The organism is Synechococcus sp. R55.3 (assembly GCF_047461975.1).
GTDB lineage: Bacteria > Cyanobacteriota > Cyanobacteriia > Thermostichales > Thermostichaceae > Thermostichus.
The window spans coordinates 1-20,891 of sequence record NZ_JANSIG010000052.1; the positions used below are offsets into that span (position 1 = coordinate 1).

General features: G+C 59.6%; 22 protein-coding genes. 15 read left to right on the forward strand and 7 right to left on the reverse strand.

Annotated features, from left to right (window positions below; genetic code table 11):
• Window positions 1-73 precede the first annotated feature (73 nt).
• The 3 genes from NW849_RS09160 to NW849_RS09170 form a co-directional block, all read right to left on the reverse strand.
• Window positions 74-307 (reverse strand): hypothetical protein, encoded by a 234-nt coding sequence (locus tag NW849_RS09160; protein WP_041436636.1) that lies wholly within the window; start codon window positions 305-307, stop codon window positions 74-76.
• A 130-nt stretch (window positions 308-437) separates the two neighbouring features.
• Entirely contained in the window at window positions 438-2,063 is a 1,626-nt protein-coding gene (locus NW849_RS09165) for a TM0106 family RecB-like putative nuclease (RefSeq protein ID WP_414357372.1), read from the reverse strand.
• A 61-nt stretch (window positions 2,064-2,124) separates the two neighbouring features.
• The gene (locus NW849_RS09170) at window positions 2,125-2,403 is read right to left on the reverse strand and encodes a hypothetical protein (RefSeq protein ID WP_414357373.1); all 279 of its coding nucleotides are present in this window, start codon (window positions 2,401-2,403) and stop codon (window positions 2,125-2,127) included.
• Window positions 2,404-2,855: 452 nt separating this feature from the next.
• Here NW849_RS09170 and NW849_RS09175 point away from each other — a divergent pair, with 452 nt between their 5' ends.
• Window positions 2,856-3,704, forward strand: a complete 849-nt coding sequence (locus NW849_RS09175; protein WP_414357393.1) for an ABC transporter ATP-binding protein — start codon at window positions 2,856-2,858, stop codon at window positions 3,702-3,704.
• Window positions 3,705-3,778: 74 nt separating this feature from the next.
• On the opposite strand, the gene NW849_RS09180 is transcribed toward NW849_RS09175, so the two are convergent.
• Window positions 3,779-4,480, reverse strand: coding sequence for a response regulator transcription factor (locus tag NW849_RS09180; RefSeq protein ID WP_414357375.1), 702 nt, complete (start codon window positions 4,478-4,480; stop codon window positions 3,779-3,781).
• Between the two features lie 457 nt (window positions 4,481-4,937).
• On the opposite strand from NW849_RS09180, the gene NW849_RS09185 reads away from it, so the two are divergent.
• The 11 genes from NW849_RS09185 to NW849_RS09235 all read left to right on the forward strand — a co-directional run bounded on the left by NW849_RS09185 (window position 4,938) and on the right by NW849_RS09235 (window position 14,645).
• Window positions 4,938-5,318 carry a hypothetical protein gene (locus tag NW849_RS09185; RefSeq protein WP_414342412.1) on the forward strand — a complete coding sequence of 127 codons (381 nt, stop codon included), beginning with the start codon at window positions 4,938-4,940 and terminating at the stop codon, window positions 5,316-5,318.
• 226 nt (window positions 5,319-5,544) lie between these two features.
• Window positions 5,545-6,315 carry an SH3 domain-containing protein gene (locus NW849_RS09190; protein WP_414357377.1) on the forward strand — a complete coding sequence of 257 codons (771 nt, stop codon included), beginning with the start codon at window positions 5,545-5,547 and terminating at the stop codon, window positions 6,313-6,315.
• A gap of 299 nt (window positions 6,316-6,614) precedes the next feature.
• Window positions 6,615-7,412 carry a hypothetical protein gene (locus NW849_RS09195; RefSeq protein WP_414357378.1) on the forward strand — a complete coding sequence of 266 codons (798 nt, stop codon included), beginning with the start codon at window positions 6,615-6,617 and terminating at the stop codon, window positions 7,410-7,412.
• Between the two features lie 151 nt (window positions 7,413-7,563).
• Window positions 7,564-8,085: a hypothetical protein gene (locus NW849_RS09200; RefSeq protein WP_414357380.1), complete on the forward strand. Its 522-nt coding sequence runs from the start codon at window positions 7,564-7,566 to the stop codon at window positions 8,083-8,085.
• 8 nt (window positions 8,086-8,093) lie between these two features.
• Window positions 8,094-8,795 (forward strand): cobalt transporter CbiM, encoded by a 702-nt coding sequence (cbiM, locus tag NW849_RS09205; RefSeq protein WP_414330636.1) that lies wholly within the window; start codon window positions 8,094-8,096, stop codon window positions 8,793-8,795.
• Window positions 8,782-9,612 (forward strand): cobalt ECF transporter T component CbiQ, encoded by an 831-nt coding sequence (cbiQ, locus tag NW849_RS09210; RefSeq protein ID WP_414357381.1) that lies wholly within the window; start codon window positions 8,782-8,784, stop codon window positions 9,610-9,612. Before cbiM ends, cbiQ begins: the two co-directional genes overlap by 14 nt.
• Entirely contained in the window at window positions 9,596-11,056 is a 1,461-nt protein-coding gene (gene rimO / locus NW849_RS09215) for a 30S ribosomal protein S12 methylthiotransferase RimO (protein WP_414357382.1), read from the forward strand. The genes cbiQ and rimO overlap by 17 nt, the downstream gene beginning before the upstream one ends.
• 50 nt (window positions 11,057-11,106) lie before the next feature.
• Complete coding sequence (gene rpiA / locus NW849_RS09220) at window positions 11,107-11,823, forward strand: ribose 5-phosphate isomerase A (RefSeq protein ID WP_414342421.1); 717 nt, start codon at window positions 11,107-11,109, stop codon at window positions 11,821-11,823.
• A 285-nt stretch (window positions 11,824-12,108) separates the two neighbouring features.
• The gene (locus NW849_RS09225) at window positions 12,109-13,446 is read left to right on the forward strand and encodes a UDP-N-acetylmuramoyl-tripeptide--D-alanyl-D-alanine ligase (RefSeq protein ID WP_414357384.1); all 1,338 of its coding nucleotides are present in this window, start codon (window positions 12,109-12,111) and stop codon (window positions 13,444-13,446) included.
• A 102-nt stretch (window positions 13,447-13,548) separates the two neighbouring features.
• Window positions 13,549-13,773 (forward strand): DUF3134 family protein, encoded by a 225-nt coding sequence (locus NW849_RS09230; protein ID WP_414349794.1) that lies wholly within the window; start codon window positions 13,549-13,551, stop codon window positions 13,771-13,773.
• 404 nt (window positions 13,774-14,177) lie between these two features.
• Entirely contained in the window at window positions 14,178-14,645 is a 468-nt protein-coding gene (locus tag NW849_RS09235; RefSeq protein WP_414357395.1) for a fasciclin domain-containing protein, read from the forward strand.
• A 124-nt stretch (window positions 14,646-14,769) separates the two neighbouring features.
• Here NW849_RS09235 and NW849_RS09240 read toward each other — a convergent pair whose 3' ends face one another.
• Window positions 14,770-15,012: a hypothetical protein gene (locus NW849_RS09240; RefSeq protein WP_414357385.1), complete on the reverse strand. Its 243-nt coding sequence runs from the start codon at window positions 15,010-15,012 to the stop codon at window positions 14,770-14,772.
• A 188-nt stretch (window positions 15,013-15,200) separates the two neighbouring features.
• On the opposite strand from NW849_RS09240, the gene NW849_RS09245 reads away from it, so the two are divergent.
• Window positions 15,201-16,109, forward strand: a complete 909-nt coding sequence (locus NW849_RS09245; protein WP_414357386.1) for a cyanophycinase — start codon at window positions 15,201-15,203, stop codon at window positions 16,107-16,109.
• Between the two features lie 10 nt (window positions 16,110-16,119).
• Window positions 16,120-17,940: a 2-succinyl-5-enolpyruvyl-6-hydroxy-3-cyclohexene-1-carboxylic-acid synthase gene (menD, locus tag NW849_RS09250; RefSeq protein ID WP_414357387.1), complete on the forward strand. Its 1,821-nt coding sequence runs from the start codon at window positions 16,120-16,122 to the stop codon at window positions 17,938-17,940.
• Here the strand turns inward: menD and miaA are convergent.
• Window positions 17,864-18,877, reverse strand: a complete 1,014-nt coding sequence (gene miaA / locus NW849_RS09255) for a tRNA (adenosine(37)-N6)-dimethylallyltransferase MiaA (protein ID WP_414357389.1) — start codon at window positions 18,875-18,877, stop codon at window positions 17,864-17,866. The two genes, menD and miaA, sit on opposite strands and share 77 nt — an antisense overlap.
• A gap of 270 nt (window positions 18,878-19,147) precedes the next feature.
• Between miaA and NW849_RS09260 the strand changes: the two genes are divergently transcribed.
• Window positions 19,148-19,927 carry a hypothetical protein gene (locus NW849_RS09260; RefSeq protein ID WP_414357391.1) on the forward strand — a complete coding sequence of 260 codons (780 nt, stop codon included), beginning with the start codon at window positions 19,148-19,150 and terminating at the stop codon, window positions 19,925-19,927.
• Between the two features lie 87 nt (window positions 19,928-20,014).
• Here the strand turns inward: NW849_RS09260 and rpe are convergent, their stop codons facing one another.
• Window positions 20,015-20,725, reverse strand: coding sequence for a ribulose-phosphate 3-epimerase (rpe, locus tag NW849_RS09265; RefSeq protein WP_414331302.1), 711 nt, complete (start codon window positions 20,723-20,725; stop codon window positions 20,015-20,017).
• Window positions 20,726-20,891: the final 166 nt, after the last annotated feature.

The following is a 20,891-nucleotide window of genomic DNA, read 5'->3' on the forward strand; positions in this document are numbered from 1 at the left end:
TCTGGTAGAGCAGAGCAGGCTCAGGGCTACTGAAAGCCCGCTCCGTACCGCTTAGCGGTCGGAGCCGGGTAGTTTACGCAGCCAAGCGGGATCCCTCGTAGCCAGGCCAAGGAGAAGCAAGCACAAAAAAGGCAGGGTTAACTTGCCCCTGCCGAGAAGATCGAGAGTTGAGAGCTTGCTCTCGTTGTCGTAATCGTTGCATCAAGGCGCGGTTCCGTTTGTCCAGTTGGCGCTTGCGTGCCGATCCCCCACGACCGCGACGGTTTCTGCCCTGATGGCGAGGAGATTCATGAGATTTCAACAGCATGGGATTCCCCTGATAAACTAAACAGTCCTGCCTGATTCTAAACGAAACCTCAGCAACTGGCCACAAGACCGGCAGCGCAAGCTGCGGCATTTGCGGCTGGGGATAGGCCGTCTTTGTCAATTTATTCGCATCATTCGGCATGGAGGACTCCTTGGGACAGCCAGTCTTTTAGGCGGTGGGTAGCCCGGCAGTCATCCTCGTTGTAGATAAGCGAGTGCTCCAAATATCTGCGCTCCCGAGTTTCCAGCCATTGGCTATACCAATAAATGGACTGGGCGCCATTGGCATCAGGCAGACGCCACTGAAACCCCAACCAGCGGGCGATGTTTTTCAGGGAATAGCTCTCGATCGGCAGCACCACCGAGCGTTGCACCCAGGCCTGTAAATCCACAAAGCGCTGCAACAACTGCCGCAGCTGTCGGGGATCCGTGCGGTATTGCTCCCCCAGCCGTCGGCAGGTCTGCACTTCAAAGCCGTGAAAGTGGTAGATGGGAGCGTCAGGATAGCGTTGTGCCAGTTGCAAGAATTGCTCCCAAGCTTGCCTTTCTTCCCGCGGCTCGGCGGCCAGGCAACTGTGATAGCTCGCAACCTTTTTCCCCTCGGCTTGCTCCACCACCAGCAGGCCCAGCAGATAGGCGACGTTGTGGCGGGGATCCGCCTCGATATCGAAGTACAGCTCTACAGGTGTGGTGGGCAGGGTTTGCGGGGGGGATTGAATCCAGAGGGGCTGCCGGCTGAGGGTGGCACGGGCTTGCAGCTGCAGTTGCAGGGCCACGCCGGATCCCAACTTGGGAATGGCTTGCAACCTATCCAACTGAGCGTTGGCCAGGGCTTCAATCGAGTGGATCCCCGCCTCTTGCAAAAGGGGATAGCGGGATCCCGTTACGCCCGGCAGCAGGCTGAGGGGTTGAGCGGCGGCGTTCAACTGCCGACAATGCTCCCGCCAGTGGCAAAGATGGCAGCGGCTGCGGGCCATGAACACCTGCGGTGGTTCCGGCTGGTTGAGGGAGTGCAGGTACTCCTGCAGCAATTGCCGCACCTGTGCTCGTCGGCGGCTCAGGTGGACGGGGTGCCACTTCCCATCTTTCAGGATCAAAATGCCCCGCTTGGGAACGTTTCCCTGCAGGGATCCGAGCAACTCTGCCTGCAAAGCCAGCAACAATTCGTATTCCGGTTTGGGGCGTTTGCCGATACGAATATGAACCGGCAGGTAAGAGGATCGGGCGGCGTGGCGACTTCTGCCAACGAGAGCGGGATCCCGAATCAGCAGATCCAGGGAGCTGCTCACCCAAACTGAACGTCTCTCTGGAACAGCTTCAGGCGGCAACGCAAGAGCGGGCACCATCTCGCAGTCTTCTGGGGCAGGGATGGGATCCCTTGGAGAGGAGGAGTGAGGGACAGGTTCAGAAGCAAGCTGCAACAGCTCTGCCTCAGCAGTACAGTTGAGATCTTCCTGCGGTTGCCAAAACAGCTCTGCGGCAATCCGTCCGCCGTAGATCCGCTCCGCCCCGTCGGCCATGGCTGCCAAGAGAGCTTCATTGCCCGGCGCAACCCGTTCTCCGGGGAATCGCTCAAACACAGCGGCTGCCAGGGCTTGGCGATCCCGCCGCCATTGCTCCAGCAGGTTGTCCGGCGGCAGCTTGGCCTCTTGAGGGCCAAAGCGATCCAGGTAAGGCAAGCGTCGGCAACGAAAGAAAGCAAGCAGCTCCTCAGCCTCAACAGAACCCTGTCCTGCTGCTGCAACCTGGCACTCCAACGGTGGAAAACCTCAGCTCTGCTGCCATTGTGGCACGCCCCCAGGCTGCCTTTGGGATCCCTCAAGACTTGGGATCCTGAGTGGGCAGGAGATGGGCAATAATGCGCTCAATCGTCTCAGATTGGCGACGAGCTGTATCGGCTTGCTGTTGACATATCGTCTTTAACTCTCCCAGCCAGGTGTTGTGCTCCTGGGATATCAGCACCTGTTGTTGAACAATGGCTTTCAGATGGGTCAGGTCATCCTTGACGAAGCTGACGGTCTCGGCCAAGGTCAACACAGCCCCAACCAGGCGATCCAGCCGGAAGTCAATTTGGTCGAATCGGTCTTTGCTCTGCATTTTCCTTACATTGGTTAGTAGAGGTTATCGGTGGGCGCTGAAGGGAAGTCACTTCACCAAGAAAAAGCCCCAAGCCGAACAGTCAGCCCGCTCAAGCTTGTGTCTTTATTGTTACCCATACGTACAGATACGTACAGATATGCCATGAGCTATCCAGCCCAATTTCCCCTTCCAGAGTCTGTACAGGTGTTGTCTTGGGAGTGCGGTTCACCCTTCAGACGCAATGTGTACTATTTTGCAAGATCCAGAGAAAAACCCCAGAGAACGAAATCACAGCCACGCAAAAGCTCAAGAGACAACCTAGACTGCTGCCAGCAGCAGGGATCCCTGATAAGACCTGCAGCTTGCTGACACGGCTGGCGTATGCTGGAGAATAAAGATTTCTTTACACTTTACCGGAGCGGACTGTGACAGCTCTTTCGACGGCCCCAACCTTGCCCCAAACCAAGACGGTGGCGGTGGAAATGCAGGGGGTGTGGAAGCGCTTTGGGCAGCAGGTTGCCGTTCAAGATTTGAGCCTGCAGATCCCCCAGGGGGAAGTGTTTGCCCTGTTGGGGCCCAACGGCGCCGGCAAATCCACCACCATCCGCATGCTCACCAGCCTTACCCGACCCAGCCAGGGATCCATCCGGGTGGGGGGGTATGACGTGGTGCGGGATCCGGTGGCGGTGCGGCAGCAAATTGGCGTAGTTCTGCAGCCTATCACCCTAGAGGCAGAGCTGACCGTTTGGGAAAACCTGGAGTTCCACGGGCGTATGCACCACATCCCCAACCCAGAGCGGCAACGGCGCATCGATGAATGGCTGGAGTATGTGCGGCTGGCGGATCGCCGGCAAGACAAAGTGAAAACCCTCTCAGGGGGAATGAAACGACGCTTGCAGGTGGCCAGGGTGTTACTGCATCGCCCCCAGATTTTGTTTTTGGACGAGCCCACCGTCGGGTTGGATCCCCAGGCGCGGCGGCTGTTGTGGGAGATCTTGCGGGATCTCAATCGGCAGGGCATGACCTTGCTGATTACCACCCACTACATGGAGGAGGCAGAAGAGCTGTGCGACCGCATCGGCATCATGGATGGGGGAAGGTTGATCGAGTTGGGCAGCACCGAGCAACTGCGGGCTAAGTACGGAGAGGCCCTGCTGGTGCGATCCTGTCCTGGCCGGGAGGTGGAGTACACCTTTTTCCCCAGCTTGGCGGAAGCTCAGCGGCAGTTGGAAGCTGAACCTGACAAAACCGGCCTCATGGTGCGCCCGGCCAACTTAGAAGACATTTTTGTGCGTTTGACAGGCCGCCGCTTGGATTAACGGGCCCTCACCCCTGGCCCCTCTCCCAACGTGAAGAGGGGAGAGTTATTTGGGGGTTAAGGTTTTTCCTCTCCCTATCCCTCCTTCGGAGCGGGGGGCTCGAACTTGTAGCCAACTCCGCGCACGGTGCGGATCAACTCCGGTTGGCTGGTATCAGTCTCTAGTTTCTTGCGAATTTGGCCGATGTGGACATCGACCACCCGTTCATCTCCCTCGTGGTTAAAATCCCACACCTCTTGAATCAGCTCAGCCCGTCGCCAAACCCGCCCCGGATGTCGAGCCATAGCATAGAGCAAATCGAACTCCAGTGCTGTTAAGTTGATCAGGCGCTGCTCGCGGATGACTGCTCGGGTTTCCGGGTCGATTACCAAAGAGGCAAAGGTCAAGACCGGTGCGCTGGCAACTTCGGTCTTCATGCGTTGCCGCCGCAGAATGGCTTGCACTCGCGCCTGTAACTCCGGCAGGCTGAAGGGCTTGGTCAGGTAGTCATCTGCCCCCAACTGGAATCCGTGCAACTTATCAGCAGGGCTGACGCGGCTGGTCAACATCAACACGTACACGCCGGTCTCTTTTTGCATTTGCTGGCAGAGATCGTAGCCGCTCACATCCGGCAAGTTCAGATCCAAAATTACCAAGGCCGGCTGAAAAGCGCGCAACTGCTGTAAGCCCTTGGCCCCCGTCATCGCCACCTCAACCGAATACCCCTGCCGCTGCAAGTACCGCTGCAGTAGAGCACAAATGCTGGGATCATCATCGATGATGAGGATGCGTGACATGGCAGCTTGGCACTCTCGAAGTCAGCAGGAGACAAGGTTGCAGGGCGTTGGGGTGTGGGGATCCCTTCGGCAGCTCATGGGCAACAATCGTGCAGAGGCGATGGGCCCTCGGCTCGCGGGTGAATAAAGAGCCCTCTCAACAGGGCAAGCTTGACCCCAACCTCGGCTGGAAAGGGCCACAGGCGCAGGCAATTCATGAGTGATTGAACACCTAAATCTTATTTCAAGTCTTTACGTGTGGGGTCGCGCGGGGAGTTTATCCTTGCCGAGGCCGCCCTTCTCTCCAAATTAACGGAGGCTTATCCAAGAATCTTGGGCATTATCTTACTGAGTTGCCTGAATGGCAGAGGAAATCCGTCAAGCAGATCCTTGCACCTGGAGTTAATCTGGAAGCCGTGGCGCTTCCGTTCCTGTCTCGAGGTCTGGCCTTAGTGTGGGCGGTTTATCCCGGAAGCTTATGTACACCAATCCCGATGAAGTCTTCCGCAAAGATGTCTGGTTGGCCCTCTTCACCTGGGGGATCCTAGAGTTGGCTTGTTTCGTGATTATCCCCTTTACCGGAGCCTACGCATTCTCGCAAGTGGAGGCTTGGCTGTGGCCCTCTTTGGTTTTGGGGCCGGTGGGGGCGGTGGTGGTGGCTTTTTGTTCTAAAGTGGTGCTGGCTGCCAACAACATCCCGGATCCCAGGAGAAAACAAGCCCAGCGGCAAGTGGCTCAGGTGGTCAGTCTTTTTGGCTTTCTGGGCTTGGCATTGCCTCTCCTTCTGGCAGGATGGGTATTTGGCCGAGAGATTTTGACGACCGACTGGCAGAATAAGTTCACCAACACCAATAAGTAGAAGCTAATCTCCGACGCCCTTGCCCTCTGGGGTCGCGTCGCCCCGTCAGCGTTGCGGTTCCTCTGCACAGGCCTAGCAAGAGCGCTGCGGAACACGATACATTGGGATGCAATCACGTCAGCGTTGCGCAGCAGTCGTGCTCTGGCTTTCGTAAATCCCCGGTTTTGACGGGGATCCCATCTTCTCTGCGGATTCTTGCCTGCAGCATTGCGGGAAGGTGTTTCGGATGGCTAACTACCCGATGCGAGGCCGTTCTTCTCCTGCTTCTGGCGGTTTTCCCTTGGGCACCTTGGTGGTGGTGAGTGTCTCGGTTGGGGCTCTGGCCGCCTTGGCTTGGCAGTTGTGGCAGCTCGTCGCCCCCATGTTGGCCCCCCCTGCCCCGCCTCAATTTCCGCAGGCGGTGCGCTTGGATCCCTTGCCCCGCCCAGCCAGTTTTCCCTCTCCCCCCTCTGGCCCTGCTGCAGGCACTGTTGACCCTGAGGGATTTCCCCCCGGCAGCCGCGGGCGGGTGATCGAGCCAATTGGCCTGGCAATCCGCAGCCAACCTTCTGCCGATGGAGCCTACCAAGGGGGAATTGTGGTGGGGGAAACGGTGACGGTGTTGGAGTACAGCGCCGATGGTCGTTGGCAACGGGTGCGGCGGGAGTTGAACGGACAAGAGGGCTGGGTGCGCGCCGGCAATTTGGGCCCTGTGGATGGTGCTTCAGCCTCAACTTCTCCAGCTCCCACAGTTGAACCCAACCCTGAATCAACTCCTTTGCCGACTCGACCCCCCACGGCAGCAGTGGTTTCCCCAGGTGAGCGGGGACGGGTGATCGAGCCCATTGGCCTGGCGCTGCGGGCCACTCCAGAGCGGGAGGGAACCTACATTGGTGGTGTGCCCATGAACGAGGTGGTGACGGTGCTGGGCCTCAGCGAAGATGGCCGTTGGCAGCGCATTCGCCGTCAGAATGGGCAGGAAGGTTGGGTGCGGGCGGGGAATTTAGCGCAGGAGTAGCCCTTGCCATAGGCATAGCCCTACAGATGCCCTGGTGGGGGATTGTAACACCAGGGAAGCCTGTGTTTCGCTAGAGCAGTGCCGTTTGCGTCATCGGGACCGAGTCCTTGGCAGGGGAACTGGTGAAACACACTCCATTTCGGCTTGGTGCTTCAACAAGGGATCCCTGGGGCAAGGGGTTAGCTTTACCCTTTCTGGCCCTTGGGTTGGCCTTCTCTCTAGGCGCCTGCCGACCGGCTTCTAACGCTGGAGCGGAAAAGGTCAGGCAGGAAGCACCCCTAGCCCAAGCAAAGGCAGAGATGGGTACTCTGGAGTTTTGGGCCAACGGCGAGGACTTCATTCGGGAGGGGTTTGTCTCCAAAGACGGCTGGGAACTGAGCTTTGAGCACGTGTACGTGACGCTGGCGGACATAACCGCCTACCAAACCGATCCGCCCTTTGATCCGGAAGGAAATGCAGATTTGCTGGCACGGGCATTGGTCAGCCTCTCCGGCCCCATCACGGTTGATTTGATCACGGCTCCCCCGGCGGAGCGGGCCTTACTGGGATCCCTAGAGGCACCCCCTAGCCACTACAACGCCCTGGGGTGGCGGCTGGTGCCAGCACTGGAGGGGCCGGCAAAGGGCTATTCCCTCTGGATCGAAGGCCAAGCCCGACCGACAAAGGAAGGGGCTGGGGAGATGCCGTTTGTGCTCAAGTTCAGCCCTGAGGTGGCCTTCACCTGCGGAGAGTATGTGGGGGAGGAGCGCAAAGGCTTTGTGCGCGTCGGCCAGGTGGCAGATCTGGAGGTCACCTTCCATTTCGACCACCTGTTTGGAGATGGAAGCTTGCCCCCCAACGACAGCCTCAATCAAGCAGCTCTGGGGTTTGCCCCTTTGGTGAAGTTGGATCCTGTCTCCCTGGAGCAGCGGCTGGCCGCGTCAGCGGCGCGGAGCACTGGGGGGGGATCCGACCTTCTGGAAGTGGACTGGGGGGATCTGCAGGAGGGATCCCCTGCGGCTAAGGCCGCATTGGAGCTCCTGCACCACTTGGGCCATGTGGGGGAAGGCCACTGCCGCGCTGCCTCTGGCCCTGCCCAGACAGAGTCTTCGCCCTGAAGTCTTGGCTTTTCTAAGACCGGTCGCCTGCAGAGCGTAGAGATTGTCGTCTGTCCTCAGCTAACCAATGAACCGAGTCTGGCCAAAACTTTGGATCCCTTCCTGCCGACTGAGCCTGATTGCGGCGTCGCGTCAGCGATGCGGAGCACGGTTGAGCTTGCTGGCTTTCGGCCTGCTCCTGTCTGCTCCCGCTTGGGGCCACGGGGTGGAGGCCTCTTGGCGGGCAGTTCCCGCTTTTGAGATCCAGGCCCGCTACGATTCTGGGGAACCGATGGGATCCGCCCGGGTGACGGTATTTGCGCCGACGGATCCCACTACCCCTTGGCAGGAGGGACAGACGGATGCACAGGGACGATTTCTGCTGCAGCCGGATCCCAACCTGACGGGCCTCTGGCAGGTGCGGATTCGCCAGGCGGGGCATGGGGTGTTGGTCAACGTGCCGGTGGGCGAGGAGTTCCCTCAGACAGAAGGGATCCCCAACGGTTCCTCACCCTTTGGGCCTTTGCAGCGGGGGGTTATGGCCGGTTGCGTCATTTGGGGCTGTCTGGGCACAGCTCTCTTCTTCTCCAGGCCCCGTCAATCTGGTTACGCAGCGGTGGAGAGCCCACCGGTTTCGGGATCTCCAGGGTCAGGAATCTCAGGCTCCCAGGCTGGCTCCTCTGCTCTGGAGTAGGACTGACCATGCACATCAGCGATGGCATTTTGCCAGCACCGCTTTGGCTAGGGGGTTATGGCATCACCGCCCTGATCACCAGCTACAGCTTGCGGCTTCTCCGTCGCGCCGGCGTTGCCGAGCAATGTCCTTGGTGGGAACGGGATCCCCGCCATATTGCTACGCAACGCTGTCGCGACCAGTTGCCCAAAGCGGCTTTGCTCACGGCTGTCTTTTTTGTGGCCTCTTCGATTCACCTGCCCTTTCCCCCGGCCAGCCTGCATCTGGTGCTGAACGGGTTGATGGGTCTGATGTTGGGGGCTTTGGCCTATCCGGCGATTGTAGTGGGCTTGTTTTTTCAGGCGGTGGCCTTTGGCCATGGGGGCCTGACCACATTGGGCATCAACGCCGCCATTATGGGGATCCCGGCGCTCCTGGCCGGTGGGATTTTTCGGGCAGGCCGTCGGGTGATGGGGGCCGGAGTGTCTGCCTTCTTGGCGGGAGCGGTTGGGGTGGGTCTAGCAGTGCTGTTGTTTTACGGGGTGGTCATGGCTGCTGTGGTTGACGCTGGCAGCGGGATCCTCTCCACAGAAGCCGGTCGTCTGGCTCTTGGGAGCTTGGTGGTGGCCCACATCCCCCTGATGGTGGTGGAGGGGTTGTTCGCCAGTTGGGTGGTGCTGTTTTTGCAGCGGGTACAACCGGCGCTGCTGGGAGAGTATGGCAAGAGATGAAGCCGGCTCAGGGATCCCTTGCTGCTGGCGCGGTCAACAATCCCATCCTCACCCCTCCAAACCCCTTTCCTGGCTGCACCGGTGGCAACCTCTGCCCAAGGTGCTGGGCCTGATGGCGCTGATGGCGGCTTTCGCCTCGGTGAGGTGCCTGGCCCTCTTGCCGCTCATCTGGGCGCTGGTGGCTGGACTGTGGAGCCTGTCGGGATTGCCTTGGAGCCTCGGGCTGAGGCGGCTGGCAGCCCCAGGGCTGTTGGTGGCAGGGTTGATGGGGATCCTTCCCTTCTGGGCGGGGGAAACCATCCTGTGGCGCTGGGGATCCCTGGCTCTGCGTTGGGAGGGGCTGCAGATGGCGCTTCGCATTGGGGGGAGAGGGCTGGCCCTATTTGCCCTCACGATGCTGCTGCTGGAGACCACCCCCACATCGGAACTGTTGGCAGCGTTGCGGCAACTGGGGATCCCAGACCTCATGCTGGAACTGGCCTGGCTCACCCAGCGCTATTTGCAGGAGGTGGCCGCTCAGTGGCAGCAGATGCAACGGGCAGCCCGGCTGAGGGGTTGGCGACCGCGGGGATCCCTGTGGCGTCCTGGGCCGGCTTTGAGGCAAGACCTACCCTTCCTGGCTGCTTCGGTGGGCACCCTGTTGGTGCGCAGCTACGAGCGCTCGCAGAGGGTTTATCAGGCTTTGCGCCTGCGGGGCTACGGACGGGCACCTCTGTTTTCGACGGCGGCTGGCGGGGATCCCTACAGTTGGGCGGCCACCGCGTTGGCCGTGGCTACGGCTCTATTGCTCCGCAACGCTGATGCGGCCCTCAACTAGAATAGATAAGCCTCTGGCAAGCTGCCCCCTTTTTGATGCTCAGTCCATGAATGGGTTAGAAGCGACCGTCTCCAGTTTCCCATCCGTTTCAGCGGTGCAGCGTACAAAGGCGTCGGTTGCCGTTTTACACCTGGGCTGCGAGAAAAACCGGGTGGACACCGAGCACATGCTGGGCCTGCTGGCCCAAGCGGGCTACCGGGTGGATGGGGACGAAGAGAGCGCTAACTATGTGATTGTCAACACCTGTAGCTTCATCGAGGCAGCGCGACGGGAGTCGGTCAGTACCCTGATGGAGCTGGCGGTACAAGGCAAAAAGATCATCATTGCCGGCTGCCTGGCGCAGCACTTCCAAGAGGAGCTGCTGCAGGAGATCCCGGAGGCGGTGGCTATCGTGGGTACGGGCGACTATCACCAGATCGTCCAAATCATCGAGCGGGTGGAGCGGGGAGAGCGGGTCAATGCCGTTACTTCTAGCCTGGATTACATTGCCGATGAGACTGTCCCCCGCTACCGCACCACCCACGCGCCGGTGGCCTACCTGCGGGTAGCTGAGGGCTGTAACTACCGCTGCTCTTTCTGCATCATCCCCCACTTGCGGGGCGACCAACGCTCTCGCTCCATCGAGTCCATCCTCCGGGAAGCAGAACAGCTGGCCGAAGAGGGGGTGCAGGAGCTGATTTTGATTTCCCAGATCACCACCCACTACGGGATCGACCTCTACGGGGAGCCGCGCTTGGCTGAGCTTATCCGCGCCCTGGGCCAGATCCCCATTCCCTGGATCCGCATGCTCTACGCCTACCCCACGGGCATTACCCCCGCCGTGGTGGAGGCCATTCAAGAGACCGCCAATTTCCTGCCTTACCTGGATCTGCCTTTACAGCACAGCCATCCTGAGATCCTCAAGGCCATGAATCGCCCCTGGCAAGGGCAGGTCAACGACCGGGTGATCGAGCGGCTGCGCCAGGCGTTGCCCAATGCCGTGCTGCGCACCAGCTTTATCGTCGGCTTTCCTGGGGAGACGGAGGAGCACTTCCAGCATCTACTAGACTTTGTCCAGCGCCATCAGTTTGACCATGTGGGGGTGTTTACCTTTTCTCCCGAAGAGGGCACCCCTGCCTACCACCTCCCCCATCAGGTTCCAGAGGCTGTCAAACAAGAGCGCCGCGCCCGTCTAATGCAACTGCAGCAAGGCATTGCCTTCCGCCGCAACCGCGAGCAGGTGGGCCGAGTGGTACCTGTACTTTTGGAGCAGGAAAACCCCAGAACCGGCGAGTGGATTGGCCGCTCCCCTCGCTTTGCCCCCGAAGTGGACGGGGTGGTGTACGTGCGTGGGGAGGGCTCTCTGGGATCCCTGGTGCCGGTGCAGATCACCCACGCCGAGCTCTATGATCTCTTCGGTCGGGTGGTGGCAGCGCCGGAGGGTTTTAGCTGGAGCGGGCGGTAGCGGTGCAAAGCACTTTGGTAGGATCTTCATCCACGGGAGAGGAGCTGGGAATGACTACCCTTGGCGGCAGCGGGACCGAGTCTTTAGATGAGCTGAAACAGGCGGCAGCCCGGGCTGCAGTTCAAAAGGTGCAGTCGGGAATGGTGGTGGGGCTGGGCACGGGATCCACAGCCGCCTTTGCTGTCAGCGCCCTAGCAGAGCGGATGCAAAGCGAGGGTCTGCAGATCCTCGGTGTGCCCACCTCCGAGCGCACGGCTGAACAGGCCCGCTCCCTGGGGATCCCGCTGGCTACCCTAGAAGAGCAGCCGCGCCTGGATCTGGCCATCGATGGGGCCGACGAGATTGAAGTGGGATCCCTGAACCTGATCAAAGGGGCAGGAGGGGCCCTGTTGCGGGAAAAGTTGGTGGAGGCCAGCGCTGCCGAGCTGATCATCATCGCCGATGCCTCTAAAAAAGTCCCGCAGTTGGGCATTCGCTTCCCGGTGCCGGTAGAGGTGGTGCGCTTTGGCTGGAAAACCACCTTGGCGCGGGTAGAGGCTCTGGGGTGCACAGCCACCTTACGGCGGAATGCCAACGGGGATCCCTACTTGACGGACGAGCAGCACTACATCCTCGACTGCCAATTCGGCCCCATGGCGGATCCTGCCAAGATCGCCGATCAACTCAAAGGGACGGTGGGGGTTGTGGAACATGGCCTGTTCATCGGCATGGCCAAAGAGGCAATCATCGCCCTCCCGACTGGGATCGAAACGCTGCAACCCAGCTGACAACTTCCTATACCCAGTCGTGTATTGGCGTTGCCCAGGAACTGGGTTTACAGCTTTTTCCGACTTCATGGGAGTTCCGTAGCCAAGCGGGAGCCTTCCCACGCAAGAGATTGATTGACACTGGCTGTGGTAAACAACGCTGAAAAAAGCTGTACAGCTATCCCCAACTCCCCTCTCCCCCTGGGAGAGGGGCTGGGGGTGAGGGGGAGCGCTTGGGAAATGTCTCAATCGGGTCTGAAATGACCATAGACGAAGAGGCTGTAGGCGAATTGGAGTTTCTGCCCGATGCTGACCTTACGAACTGTGGCTGACCTGCTGCAAACTCCCCTGCAGGGGGATCCCCATTTGTTGGGTCTTCCCGTCCAAGCCATTTGCACCGACAGCCGCCAATTGCAGCCGGGGTCAGTCTTTGTGGCGCTGCGGGGGGAACGGTTTGATGGACACAACTTTATTCCACAAGCTTTGGCAAGGGGGGCCGTTGCCGTCATCAGCCAGCGTCCGGTGGCTGGGCCCCATTTTCAAGTCTCAGATACCCTAGCTGCCTACCAGCGCATTGCCAGAGGCTGGCGGGAGCAGTTTCCCCCCTCCGTAGTAGCCATCACGGGCTCAGCAGGCAAAACCACCACCAAGGAAATGCTGGCGGCTGCCCTATCCCGCTACGGCACAGTTCTCAAAAGTGAGGCCAACCACAACAACGACATCGGGGTTGCTCAAACCCTGCTCCAGATGCAACCGGAGCATCAGTTTGTGGTTCTGGAAATGGCCATGCGAGGCCCCGGAGAAATTCGCCGCCTGGCTCAGATGGCTCAGCCCACCCACGCCTTGATCACCCATATTGGCACCGCCCACATCGGCAGACTGGGATCCCGCGCGGCCATTGCTGCTGCCAAGTGCGAGCTGCTGCAGGAGCTAGGGCAGGGAGTGGCTCTGCTCAATGGAGAAGATCCCTTGTTGTTGTCCACTGCCGCCGGCCTGTGGTCGGGACAAACCCTTACCTATGGCCTGGATCAGGGGGACTTACGAGGAGAATGGGATCCCCAAGCCCAAACGGTAACCGTGGAGGGCCTAACGCTGCCGGTGCCTCTGCCGGGAAGGCATCATGCCCTCAACTGGATGGGGGTGCTGGCTGCTCTGTGCAGCTTGGGGCTGGATTGGGAGCGGCTCCGAGAACCCATTGCTTTGCCTACCCCTCTGGAGGGGCGCAACCGCCATCTCAAGCTGGCAGGAGATGTGGAAATCTGGGACGAAACCTACAACGCCTCGCCGGAAGCGATGATCGCGGCTCTACACCTGCTGGCCCAAACCCCGGGAAAACGGCGCTGGGCCATTCTCGGCCCGATGCGGGAGTTGGGAGAGCATGCGCCTCAGCTCTATGCAGAGGTGGGTCGGGCGGCTGCCCCTCTGGGGCTGGATCGGATCTTGCTCTTGGATCCCGAAGGAGAAATGCAACCGCTGCTCGACCAAAAACCGGCAGCCCAGACAGAACGCTGCGAGGAGGTATCCGAACTGCTGGAAATCTTGCTCCATCACGTGCAAGCCGGGGATCGGCTGCTGTTCAAGGCAGCGCGGGCTGTTGAACTGGAGCGGGTGCTGCACCGCTTTTTGCAGGAGTGGCAGGCGTAGGCTAAGCTAAGAAACGGCTGATGAAAAGCCCGCGTCCCTCTGTTGAGAGGGGCTTAGCCCAAGCCGGGCTCATTCCTCGTCGATAGCTGCCTTCTGTACGGCATGTACTACCACAATCCCTCTCTGCGCGAAGAACCCCGCGATCAACCGCCAACGGTGGTGCCCTCCCCCAGCAGCCTTTCCATTCTCGATTGGTTGCGCCAGGAAGGCCGGTTGATCGAGCAGCCCATTGAGGTCCCTGAGATGATTTTGGAAGAAGACATCGACGATATCGACGATTTGATCGGGGACGACTACGACGAAGACTTCGAGCCCGAAGAAGAATAGCTGCAGTTGTTGAATGCCTCTTCACCCCCTTTGCCCGGCACAGCAAAGCTGCCGGTTCTTAGTGTGCCGGCTCTTGCAATGAAAATGTAAATAAATGTAATAGATTTCTCGGCTTGAAAGGATCCCTTTTCAGGTCGTTGTGGTTGGCTGGCAAACGTACCGGAGTTGTTGTTGCAAATCTAAAAGCAGTGGAGCATAATCCCAAAATCCTTGCGTAGATTACGTTTCGCACGTTGAGAGTATCTTTTTCCAAGATTTTTTTGATTTTTAGGAACTCGAACAGGCTCCCCTACGTCTCTAAGGAATGTAAACCTAATCTTTACGAAGGGTTACAGCATATGATTCGCAATCTCTTCACTCTCTCTTTGGCCGTTGCCTCGGCCACCACGTTGGTTGCAGCCCCTATGGTCAATGCCAGCAGCCAGGGCGCGACTTCTGAAAGCGTGAAAACCGCTGCTGCTAGTAGAACCATTGTGGATGTTGCTGCTGAGGCCGGCTCTTTCACCACCCTGATCCAAGCTTTGGAGGCTGCCGACTTGGTGGAAGTGCTTTCTGGGGAAGGCCCCTTCACCGTCTTTGCTCCCACCGATGAGGCTTTTGCAGCTCTGCCGGAAGGCACTTTGGAGGAGTTGCTCTTGCCGGAAAACCGTGAGCGATTGATCCAAATCCTCACCTACCACGTGGTGCCCGGCAAAGTTCTCTCCACCTCTTTGGAAGCTGGGGAAGTGGTTACGGTCGAAGGATCTCCTGTGGAGATCTCTTTGGCTGATGGTGTCAAGGTCAACGATGCCAATGTGGTAACAGCCGACATTGAAGCTTCCAACGGTGTCATCCACGTGATCGACAAGGTGATCTTGCCTCCACAAGGGTGACCTACCAACGCCATGGATTCTAGGCCCTTCAGGGTCTAGCCCTCTGGCAGCCCCTGCTCTGGTGGCGGGGGTTTTGTATTGGGATCCCCAGCTATTCCGTTCTTTGGGCAAGGGATCCCCAATTTCATAGGTCGATGCCAACGCTGGAAGCGTAGATTGCCTCCACCGATACAGCGGACACCCGTTGAGGACGCACGATCATGTACTCATTGTCCATTTGCTTGGGCAAGGTGATGAACTCTTCGCCGCCCACCATGAGGTTGTTGATCAATTCCGTGTATTCTCTGGCTTCTTTGACCCGTACCTGCATGGTTTGTCCACCTTCAAGCATGATGTGGACAAGATATCCGTCAGGTTTTCTGGCCATGGATGCTCCTGCTGGGTGAACCGAAGGACGAGACGAGGGGTGTTCTTATGAACATTATTCCCCCTTTCGAGACCCCTAACCAACCCCTGACTCTTCCGTGAAATCTGGAATTGAGCTGCGCCAAACCGAATCCCAAGCCGTAGCATAGTGAAAGTGAAATGTGCCCATTTTAATCTTCCTCGCGCTCCATGCCCCATTTGCCTGATGTCTCTGCTGCCCACCGTGAGCTGGAGTGGAACGGAGTTCCTTCCACGCCGACAAACGACGCCCAACCCCTAAGCCGCCCTACTGTGAAGGATCCCATCACCGCCCGTTCCGACATCATCGCCGTCGGGGGAGCAGAGGATAAGGAAAATGAGCGCCACATCCTTTGGGAGTTCTTCCGCCGAGCGGGGGGAAAGTCTGCCCACATCACCATCGTGCCCGCGGCTTCTGGGATCCCGGCGGTGCTGGGGGAGATCTACGCCAACATTTTTCAGCAGATGGGGGCAGCCAGCCTCCAAGTTCTGGATATCCGCAGCCCGATGGAGGCAAGGGATCCCGATAACGTCGAGAAAATTCGCTTCTCCACCGGCATCTACTTCACGGGTGGGGATCAGGAGCGGCTGGCAGAGGTGCTGGCCCACAGCGAGCTGATGGAGGCCATTCGACAGCAGTGGCAGCGGGGGCAGACGGTGATTGCCGGAACCAGCGCCGGAGCTTCTGCGTTGGGGCAGCAGATGATCTCCCGCGGCTACAGCGGAGAACCGCCCACGCCGGCAATTGTAACGGTGAAGACAGGCCTGGGCCTTTTGCCTCGCGTCATCATCGATCAACATTTCCATCAGCGCAATCGCCTGGTGCGGCTGGTCACGGCGGTGGCCCACTATCCCCAATGTTTGGGTATCGGCATTGATGAGAATACGGCGGTGGTGATCCAGGCCAACGATGTGATGGAGGTGATCGGCTTGGGGACGGTGACGATTGTGGACGGGACGCAACTGTACTCGACCGTTCAGGAGGCGGCAGCGGATGAGTATTTTCGGCTGCACAATGCCCGCATTCACTTTTTGCCGCCGGGATCCCGATTCGATCTCAACACCTTGTCTCCACTCTGACTGCTGAAATGTGACTGCTGAAAACTTTGTCCTGCCGAGGCGGCTGGACTGGCGCAACCTCAACACCCTCTGGGGATCCCTGTTGGCCGAAACCTTGAGTCGGCTGGGTTGCCGTTTGGCGGTGGTGTGTCCGGGATCCCGCTCAGCACCCCTGACCTACGCCCTGGCCCAGCACCCCGACATCGAGGCAATTCCCGTGCTGGATGAGCGGTCGGCAGCCTTTTTTGCGCTGGGATTGGCCCAGCAAACCCGGCGGCCCATTCCCCTGGTGTGTACTTCCGGCAGTGCTGCCGCCCACTTTTTCCCGGCTCTCCTTGAGGCAGCCGAAAGTGGCTTTCCCCTGTTGATCCTGACGGCGGATCGGCCTCCAGAGCTGCGCCACTGTCGCGCCGGCCAAGCAATTGACCAAGTGAAGCTCTACGGCCATTACCCCAACTGGCAGGCGGAGTTGGCCCTGCCCAGCGCGGATCCAGAAGCCCTGGCCTACTTGCGCCAGACCCTGGTTCACGCCTGGGAGCGCACCCTTTACCCTTTTCCCGGCCCGGTGCATTTAAATGTGCCCTTCCGGGATCCCTTGGCTCCCATTGCCGATGGCAGCACTGCGCCGCTGCTCCATCTACAGGAAGATCCGGAGTTCGAGAAGACCTTTTTTCGTGGGGTTGCTCCTCCATGCACCGGCTCTTCCTTGCAGGCGGTGCGGAGCCCTTTTCAGACGGAGACGGTTTCTTTTTGGCAGGAGTGGCGCAGCTGTGAGCGGGGGGTAATCTTGGCGGGGCCGGCTCAACCGCTGGATCCCCAGCGCTATGTGGAGGCAGTGGCCCATTTGGCGACGGCTTTGGGGTGGCCGGTGCTGGCGGAGGGGCTCTCTCCCCTACGCAACTACGCTTCCCTCAACCCCTATCTCATCACCACCTACGATCTCATCCTGCAGCGGGATGATCCCCAGCTTTGGCCGGAGCAAGTCATCCAACTGGGATCCCTGCCCACCAGCAAAGCGCTGCGGCAAACCCTGGCCAAGGTTGCTCCCCGCGTTTGGCGGTTGGATCCCCGTCCCGACAATGGGGATCCCCTGCACAACCCCACCACCCATTTGCCTTTTGCCGTGGAAGAGTGGGTCTCCGGGATCCCAGAAGCACCGGCCAAGCAAACAACTTTTCTGCAGGGCTGGCTGACAGCCGAAGCGCAAATCCGGACCGCCTTAGACCAGGCTATGGCTGACCTGCCGGAGTGGTTTGAGGGTAGGATAGCCTGGTGGCTGGCCCGCCACCTGCCGCCAGAGACGCCGCTATTCATTGCCAACAGCACGCCGGTGCGGGATGTGGAGTGGTTTTGGCCCCCCAACGACCGCCGCATCCGGCCCTACTTCAATCGCGGCACCAACGGCATCGATGGCCTTCTCTCTACCGCCTTCGGGGTGGCCCACCGGCAGCGCCCGACGGTGTTGCTAACCGGGGATCTGGCCTTTCTCCACGACTGCGGCGGCCTGCGGCTTGGCCCTCACCTGCAGGGATCCCTGACCATTCTCCTCATCAACAACCAGGGGGGTGGGATTTTCGAGCTGCTGCCCATTGCTGAAGTGGGCCGTCAAGGGCCAGATCCGCCCTTTGAGCCCTACTTTGCTACTCCCCAGTCGGTGGATCTTGCCCTCCTCTGCCAAGCCCACGGCATTCCCCACCGGCGGGTGGAAAGCTGGCAGGAGCTGGCCCAAGCTTTGGATCCCTTGCCTGCCCAAGGGGTGCGGGTGTTGGAGATCCTTACGGATCGCAAGGCCGATGCTCGGCGGCGGCGGGACTGGTTTCAACAGTGGTCGGAGCTGCCATCCAAGCCTTGACCTGCTTCCAGATCTGCTCCGGCAAATCCTCAGCTTCGCAGTCCAGCCACTGGATCCCTGGCAGGGCCCGGAACCAGGTCATCTGCCGTTTGGCAAATTGGCGGGTGCGCCGCACAATCAGGGGTTGCAGTTCGGCTTCCGGGATCCGCCCCTCCAGATAAGCGCCGATTTCCGCGTAGCCCAAAGTATTCAAAAGGGGCAGGTGGGGCCCATAGCGCTCCCGCAGGGTTTTCACCTCCTCGATCCACCCCCGCTCCATCATCTCTGCCGTGCGCCGGGCAATGCGTTGTTCCAAACGGGGCATTGGGCAGCGCAGCCCCAGGATCAAGATGGGGTAATGGGGGGGATGAGCCCGCCTTAGGCTGGAAGCCGGCTTCCCAGTGGCGTAAACGATCTCCAAAGCCCGCAGCGTGCGCACCGCGTCATGGGGATGAATGTGCTGGGCGGCAACGGGATCCAACTGCTGCAGCCAGGCGTAGCGGATCTCAGGGGGCCAAGTTTCCAGTTGTGTTCTCAGTTGGGGCTGCGGAGGTACCGCAGGGATCCCCAGGCCGGAGGTTACCGACTGGATGTAGAGACCGGTGCCCCCCACCAGGATGGGCGTCTGTCCCTGCCGATGGGCCTCGGCGATGCGGGTTTGGGCCGCCTGTTGGAACTCGGCCACCGTGTAGGTGTGGCGGGGATCCACAAAGTCAATCAGCTCGTGGGGCCAGAGAGCCCGCTCAGCAGGGGTAGGCTTGGCTGTGCCGATGTCAAACTCGCGGTAGACCTGGCGAGAGTCCGCATTCAACAACGGGGATCCCAGCCGTTGGGCCAAAAGCAGTGCCTGTCGAGATTTCCCGGTGGCCGTGGGGCCGGCAATGACGATCAATCCCGGCCATCCTGTCCGGTCAGAAGCTGCTGCAGCGGGAATGCCGTTCTCGAGAGTTGCACTCATTTCGTTTCGTTCGCGTCAGCGGCGCGGAGTACCTTAGTTTCGAGACATTCAGGATCTGCAAGAAAATTCACACAAGGCAACAGGTTAAAATTTTCAAGAGGCTTTGGCTCTTTGGCTACAATAGAGCTTCCATCGCGTCAGCGGTGCAGAGCACTCTAGCTTCACCTTTTTTCTGGCTTTTCGGGGTTCTCGGTGATCTCATCTTACGTCCCTGCTTCTACTGGGTTGGGCGGCAGTTGCCCACAGCTCAGGCTACCTCTACAGATACAGATGCTCACCCCTCTGCTGCTTGCTTCGGCAAGACGTGGTCTTAGCTGTCTTGGCCGGGCGGTTGGGGCAGGGATCCTGACAGTTTTGTTGGCGTGGGAACCTTGCTCGGCGCGGGGGGAGACCTTGGTGCTCAAGCAGGGAGAAGTGCGCACTCTGCCCCTGTTGCAAACCCGGGCCCGGCTGCCCTTGCAAATGGAAATGCTCTATCTGGGCATGGTCGAGGAGCGCTTCTTGAGCTACGCCCGCGCCAACAATTGGGAGACCCTTTCTAGCGACCGGGAGGATCCCCGCTGGAGCCGCTGGCAACTGCGTCCTGGGGGTGAAGCCCTTTACCTGCCCGATTCCCCTTCATCTCAGAACTCCTTGGAGCCCCCCATCTATGCCCGTGGGTTTTATGTGCAAGCCTATTTTGTCGGCGGGCGCCTGGCGGGAATGCACCTGATTCGCAACCCCGAAGAGCCGGGCTTCAACTTGACAGCCCTGCAAAGGGTGATCCGCGCCTGGTTTCCCGATAATCGCCTGATGTTGTATTACCAAGTGTTGCCAGAGGATCCCGAGCAGCAGGTGCTGGGCGCCTATTTGGGCACCATTCCTCCCCCCTACCTTGCCGATATTCAGCGCAATCGCGTGCCTTTTTGTCAGACTTTTTTCAGCCCCACTTTGCCGCAGCCGATCATCCCCCCCTCCGTCGATGGGCCTCCCCATTGCCTGGGCACAACTGCCGTCAACAGCGGGACGGGGCCTTACGCTGCCCAGAAAGGGGCTGCTGCTTTGCGCTAAAGGCACGTGAGGAGTTGGCTCAGCGCAGCGCTGGGGTCAAGCCGGATTTCAGTAAGAGAGCAGTTTCCTTCAAAATGAACTGTCACCTTAAACTGTCACCAGCTCGGGACGGCGGCTGTTGCGAATGCTGCGAATGGCTTCGGCATAGTCTTTGGCCTTGAACACTGCCGAACCGGCCACAATGGCATTGGCTCCTGCCTCGATCACCTGCCAAGCGTTGCTTCCCTTCAAGCCACCATCCACCTCGATCCAGGGATCCAGGCCGCGCTCATCACACATGGCCCGTAACTGGCGAATTTTGGGCACCACTGCCGGAATGAAGCTTTGCCCGCCAAAGCCGGGGTTGACGCTCATGATCAGCACCAGATCCACCAGCTCCAGCACGTATTGGATCAGCTCCAGGGGGCTGGCCGGATTGAGCACCACGCCCGCTTGCTTGCCCAGATCCTTGATTTGGCTGAGGGTGCGGTGCAGGTGAATGGTGGAGCTGGACTCTGCGTGCACGGAAATAATGTCGGCCCCTGCCTTGGCAAAATCCGCCACATAGTTCTCCGGCTCTACAATCATCAGGTGGACGTCCAGGGGCTTGGCCGTCACCGGGCGCAGCGCTTCCACCACCAACGGGCCGATGGTGATGTTGGGCACAAAGCGGCCATCCATGACATCCACATGGATCCAGTCGGCTCCTGCCTCATCCACTGCCCGTACTTCCTCCCCCAACCGGCTGAAATCGGCTGAAAGGATGGAAGGGGCGATCACAATCGGCTTCTGCCCAGAGGTTGCTGACGGCTGCACCATGGTGAGTCCTGGGGATTGAAAACAGAGAAACGGAGAAACCTGCTCCTCTATGGTACGGGGTTTGATCCCCTTTGCAAAGCGTCATATCCCCTGATACATTTACGCTGAACACTGCTGAACATCACTGTTCAACTATGCAGCGATAGCATTCTGTTTGTTTCCAAAC

What these genes read in the sequence shown, in the direction of transcription:
- NW849_RS09170 (WP_414357373.1), bottom strand. Translation starts at nt 2,403, where the DNA reads ATGCAGAGCAAAGACCGATTCGACCAAATTGACTTCCGGCTGGATCGC.
- NW849_RS09195 (WP_414357378.1), top strand. Translation starts at nt 6,615, where the DNA reads ATGGGTACTCTGGAGTTTTGGGCCAACGGCGAGGACTTCATTCGGGAG.
- NW849_RS09185 (WP_414342412.1), top strand. Translation starts at nt 4,938, where the DNA reads ATGTACACCAATCCCGATGAAGTCTTCCGCAAAGATGTCTGGTTGGCC.
- rpe (WP_414331302.1), bottom strand. Translation starts at nt 20,725, where the DNA reads ATGGTGCAGCCGTCAGCAACCTCTGGGCAGAAGCCGATTGTGATCGCC.
- NW849_RS09160 (WP_041436636.1), bottom strand. Translation starts at nt 307, where the DNA reads ATGCTGTTGAAATCTCATGAATCTCCTCGCCATCAGGGCAGAAACCGT.
- NW849_RS09190 (WP_414357377.1), top strand. Translation starts at nt 5,545, where the DNA reads ATGGCTAACTACCCGATGCGAGGCCGTTCTTCTCCTGCTTCTGGCGGT.
- NW849_RS09230 (WP_414349794.1), top strand. Translation starts at nt 13,549, where the DNA reads ATGTACTACCACAATCCCTCTCTGCGCGAAGAACCCCGCGATCAACCG.
- NW849_RS09225 (WP_414357384.1), top strand. Translation starts at nt 12,109, where the DNA reads ATGCTGACCTTACGAACTGTGGCTGACCTGCTGCAAACTCCCCTGCAG.
- cbiM (WP_414330636.1), top strand. Translation starts at nt 8,094, where the DNA reads ATGCACATCAGCGATGGCATTTTGCCAGCACCGCTTTGGCTAGGGGGT.
- NW849_RS09235 (WP_414357395.1), top strand. Translation starts at nt 14,178, where the DNA reads ATGGTCAATGCCAGCAGCCAGGGCGCGACTTCTGAAAGCGTGAAAACC.
- rimO (WP_414357382.1), top strand. Translation starts at nt 9,596, where the DNA reads ATGCGGCCCTCAACTAGAATAGATAAGCCTCTGGCAAGCTGCCCCCTT.
- cbiQ (WP_414357381.1), top strand. Translation starts at nt 8,782, where the DNA reads ATGGCAAGAGATGAAGCCGGCTCAGGGATCCCTTGCTGCTGGCGCGGT.
- NW849_RS09240 (WP_414357385.1), bottom strand. Translation starts at nt 15,012, where the DNA reads ATGGCCAGAAAACCTGACGGATATCTTGTCCACATCATGCTTGAAGGT.
- NW849_RS09260 (WP_414357391.1), top strand. Translation starts at nt 19,148, where the DNA reads ATGCTCACCCCTCTGCTGCTTGCTTCGGCAAGACGTGGTCTTAGCTGT.
- NW849_RS09180 (WP_414357375.1), bottom strand. Translation starts at nt 4,480, where the DNA reads ATGTCACGCATCCTCATCATCGATGATGATCCCAGCATTTGTGCTCTA.
- rpiA (WP_414342421.1), top strand. Translation starts at nt 11,107, where the DNA reads ATGACTACCCTTGGCGGCAGCGGGACCGAGTCTTTAGATGAGCTGAAA.
- NW849_RS09245 (WP_414357386.1), top strand. Translation starts at nt 15,201, where the DNA reads ATGCCCCATTTGCCTGATGTCTCTGCTGCCCACCGTGAGCTGGAGTGG.
- miaA (WP_414357389.1), bottom strand. Translation starts at nt 18,877, where the DNA reads ATGAGTGCAACTCTCGAGAACGGCATTCCCGCTGCAGCAGCTTCTGAC.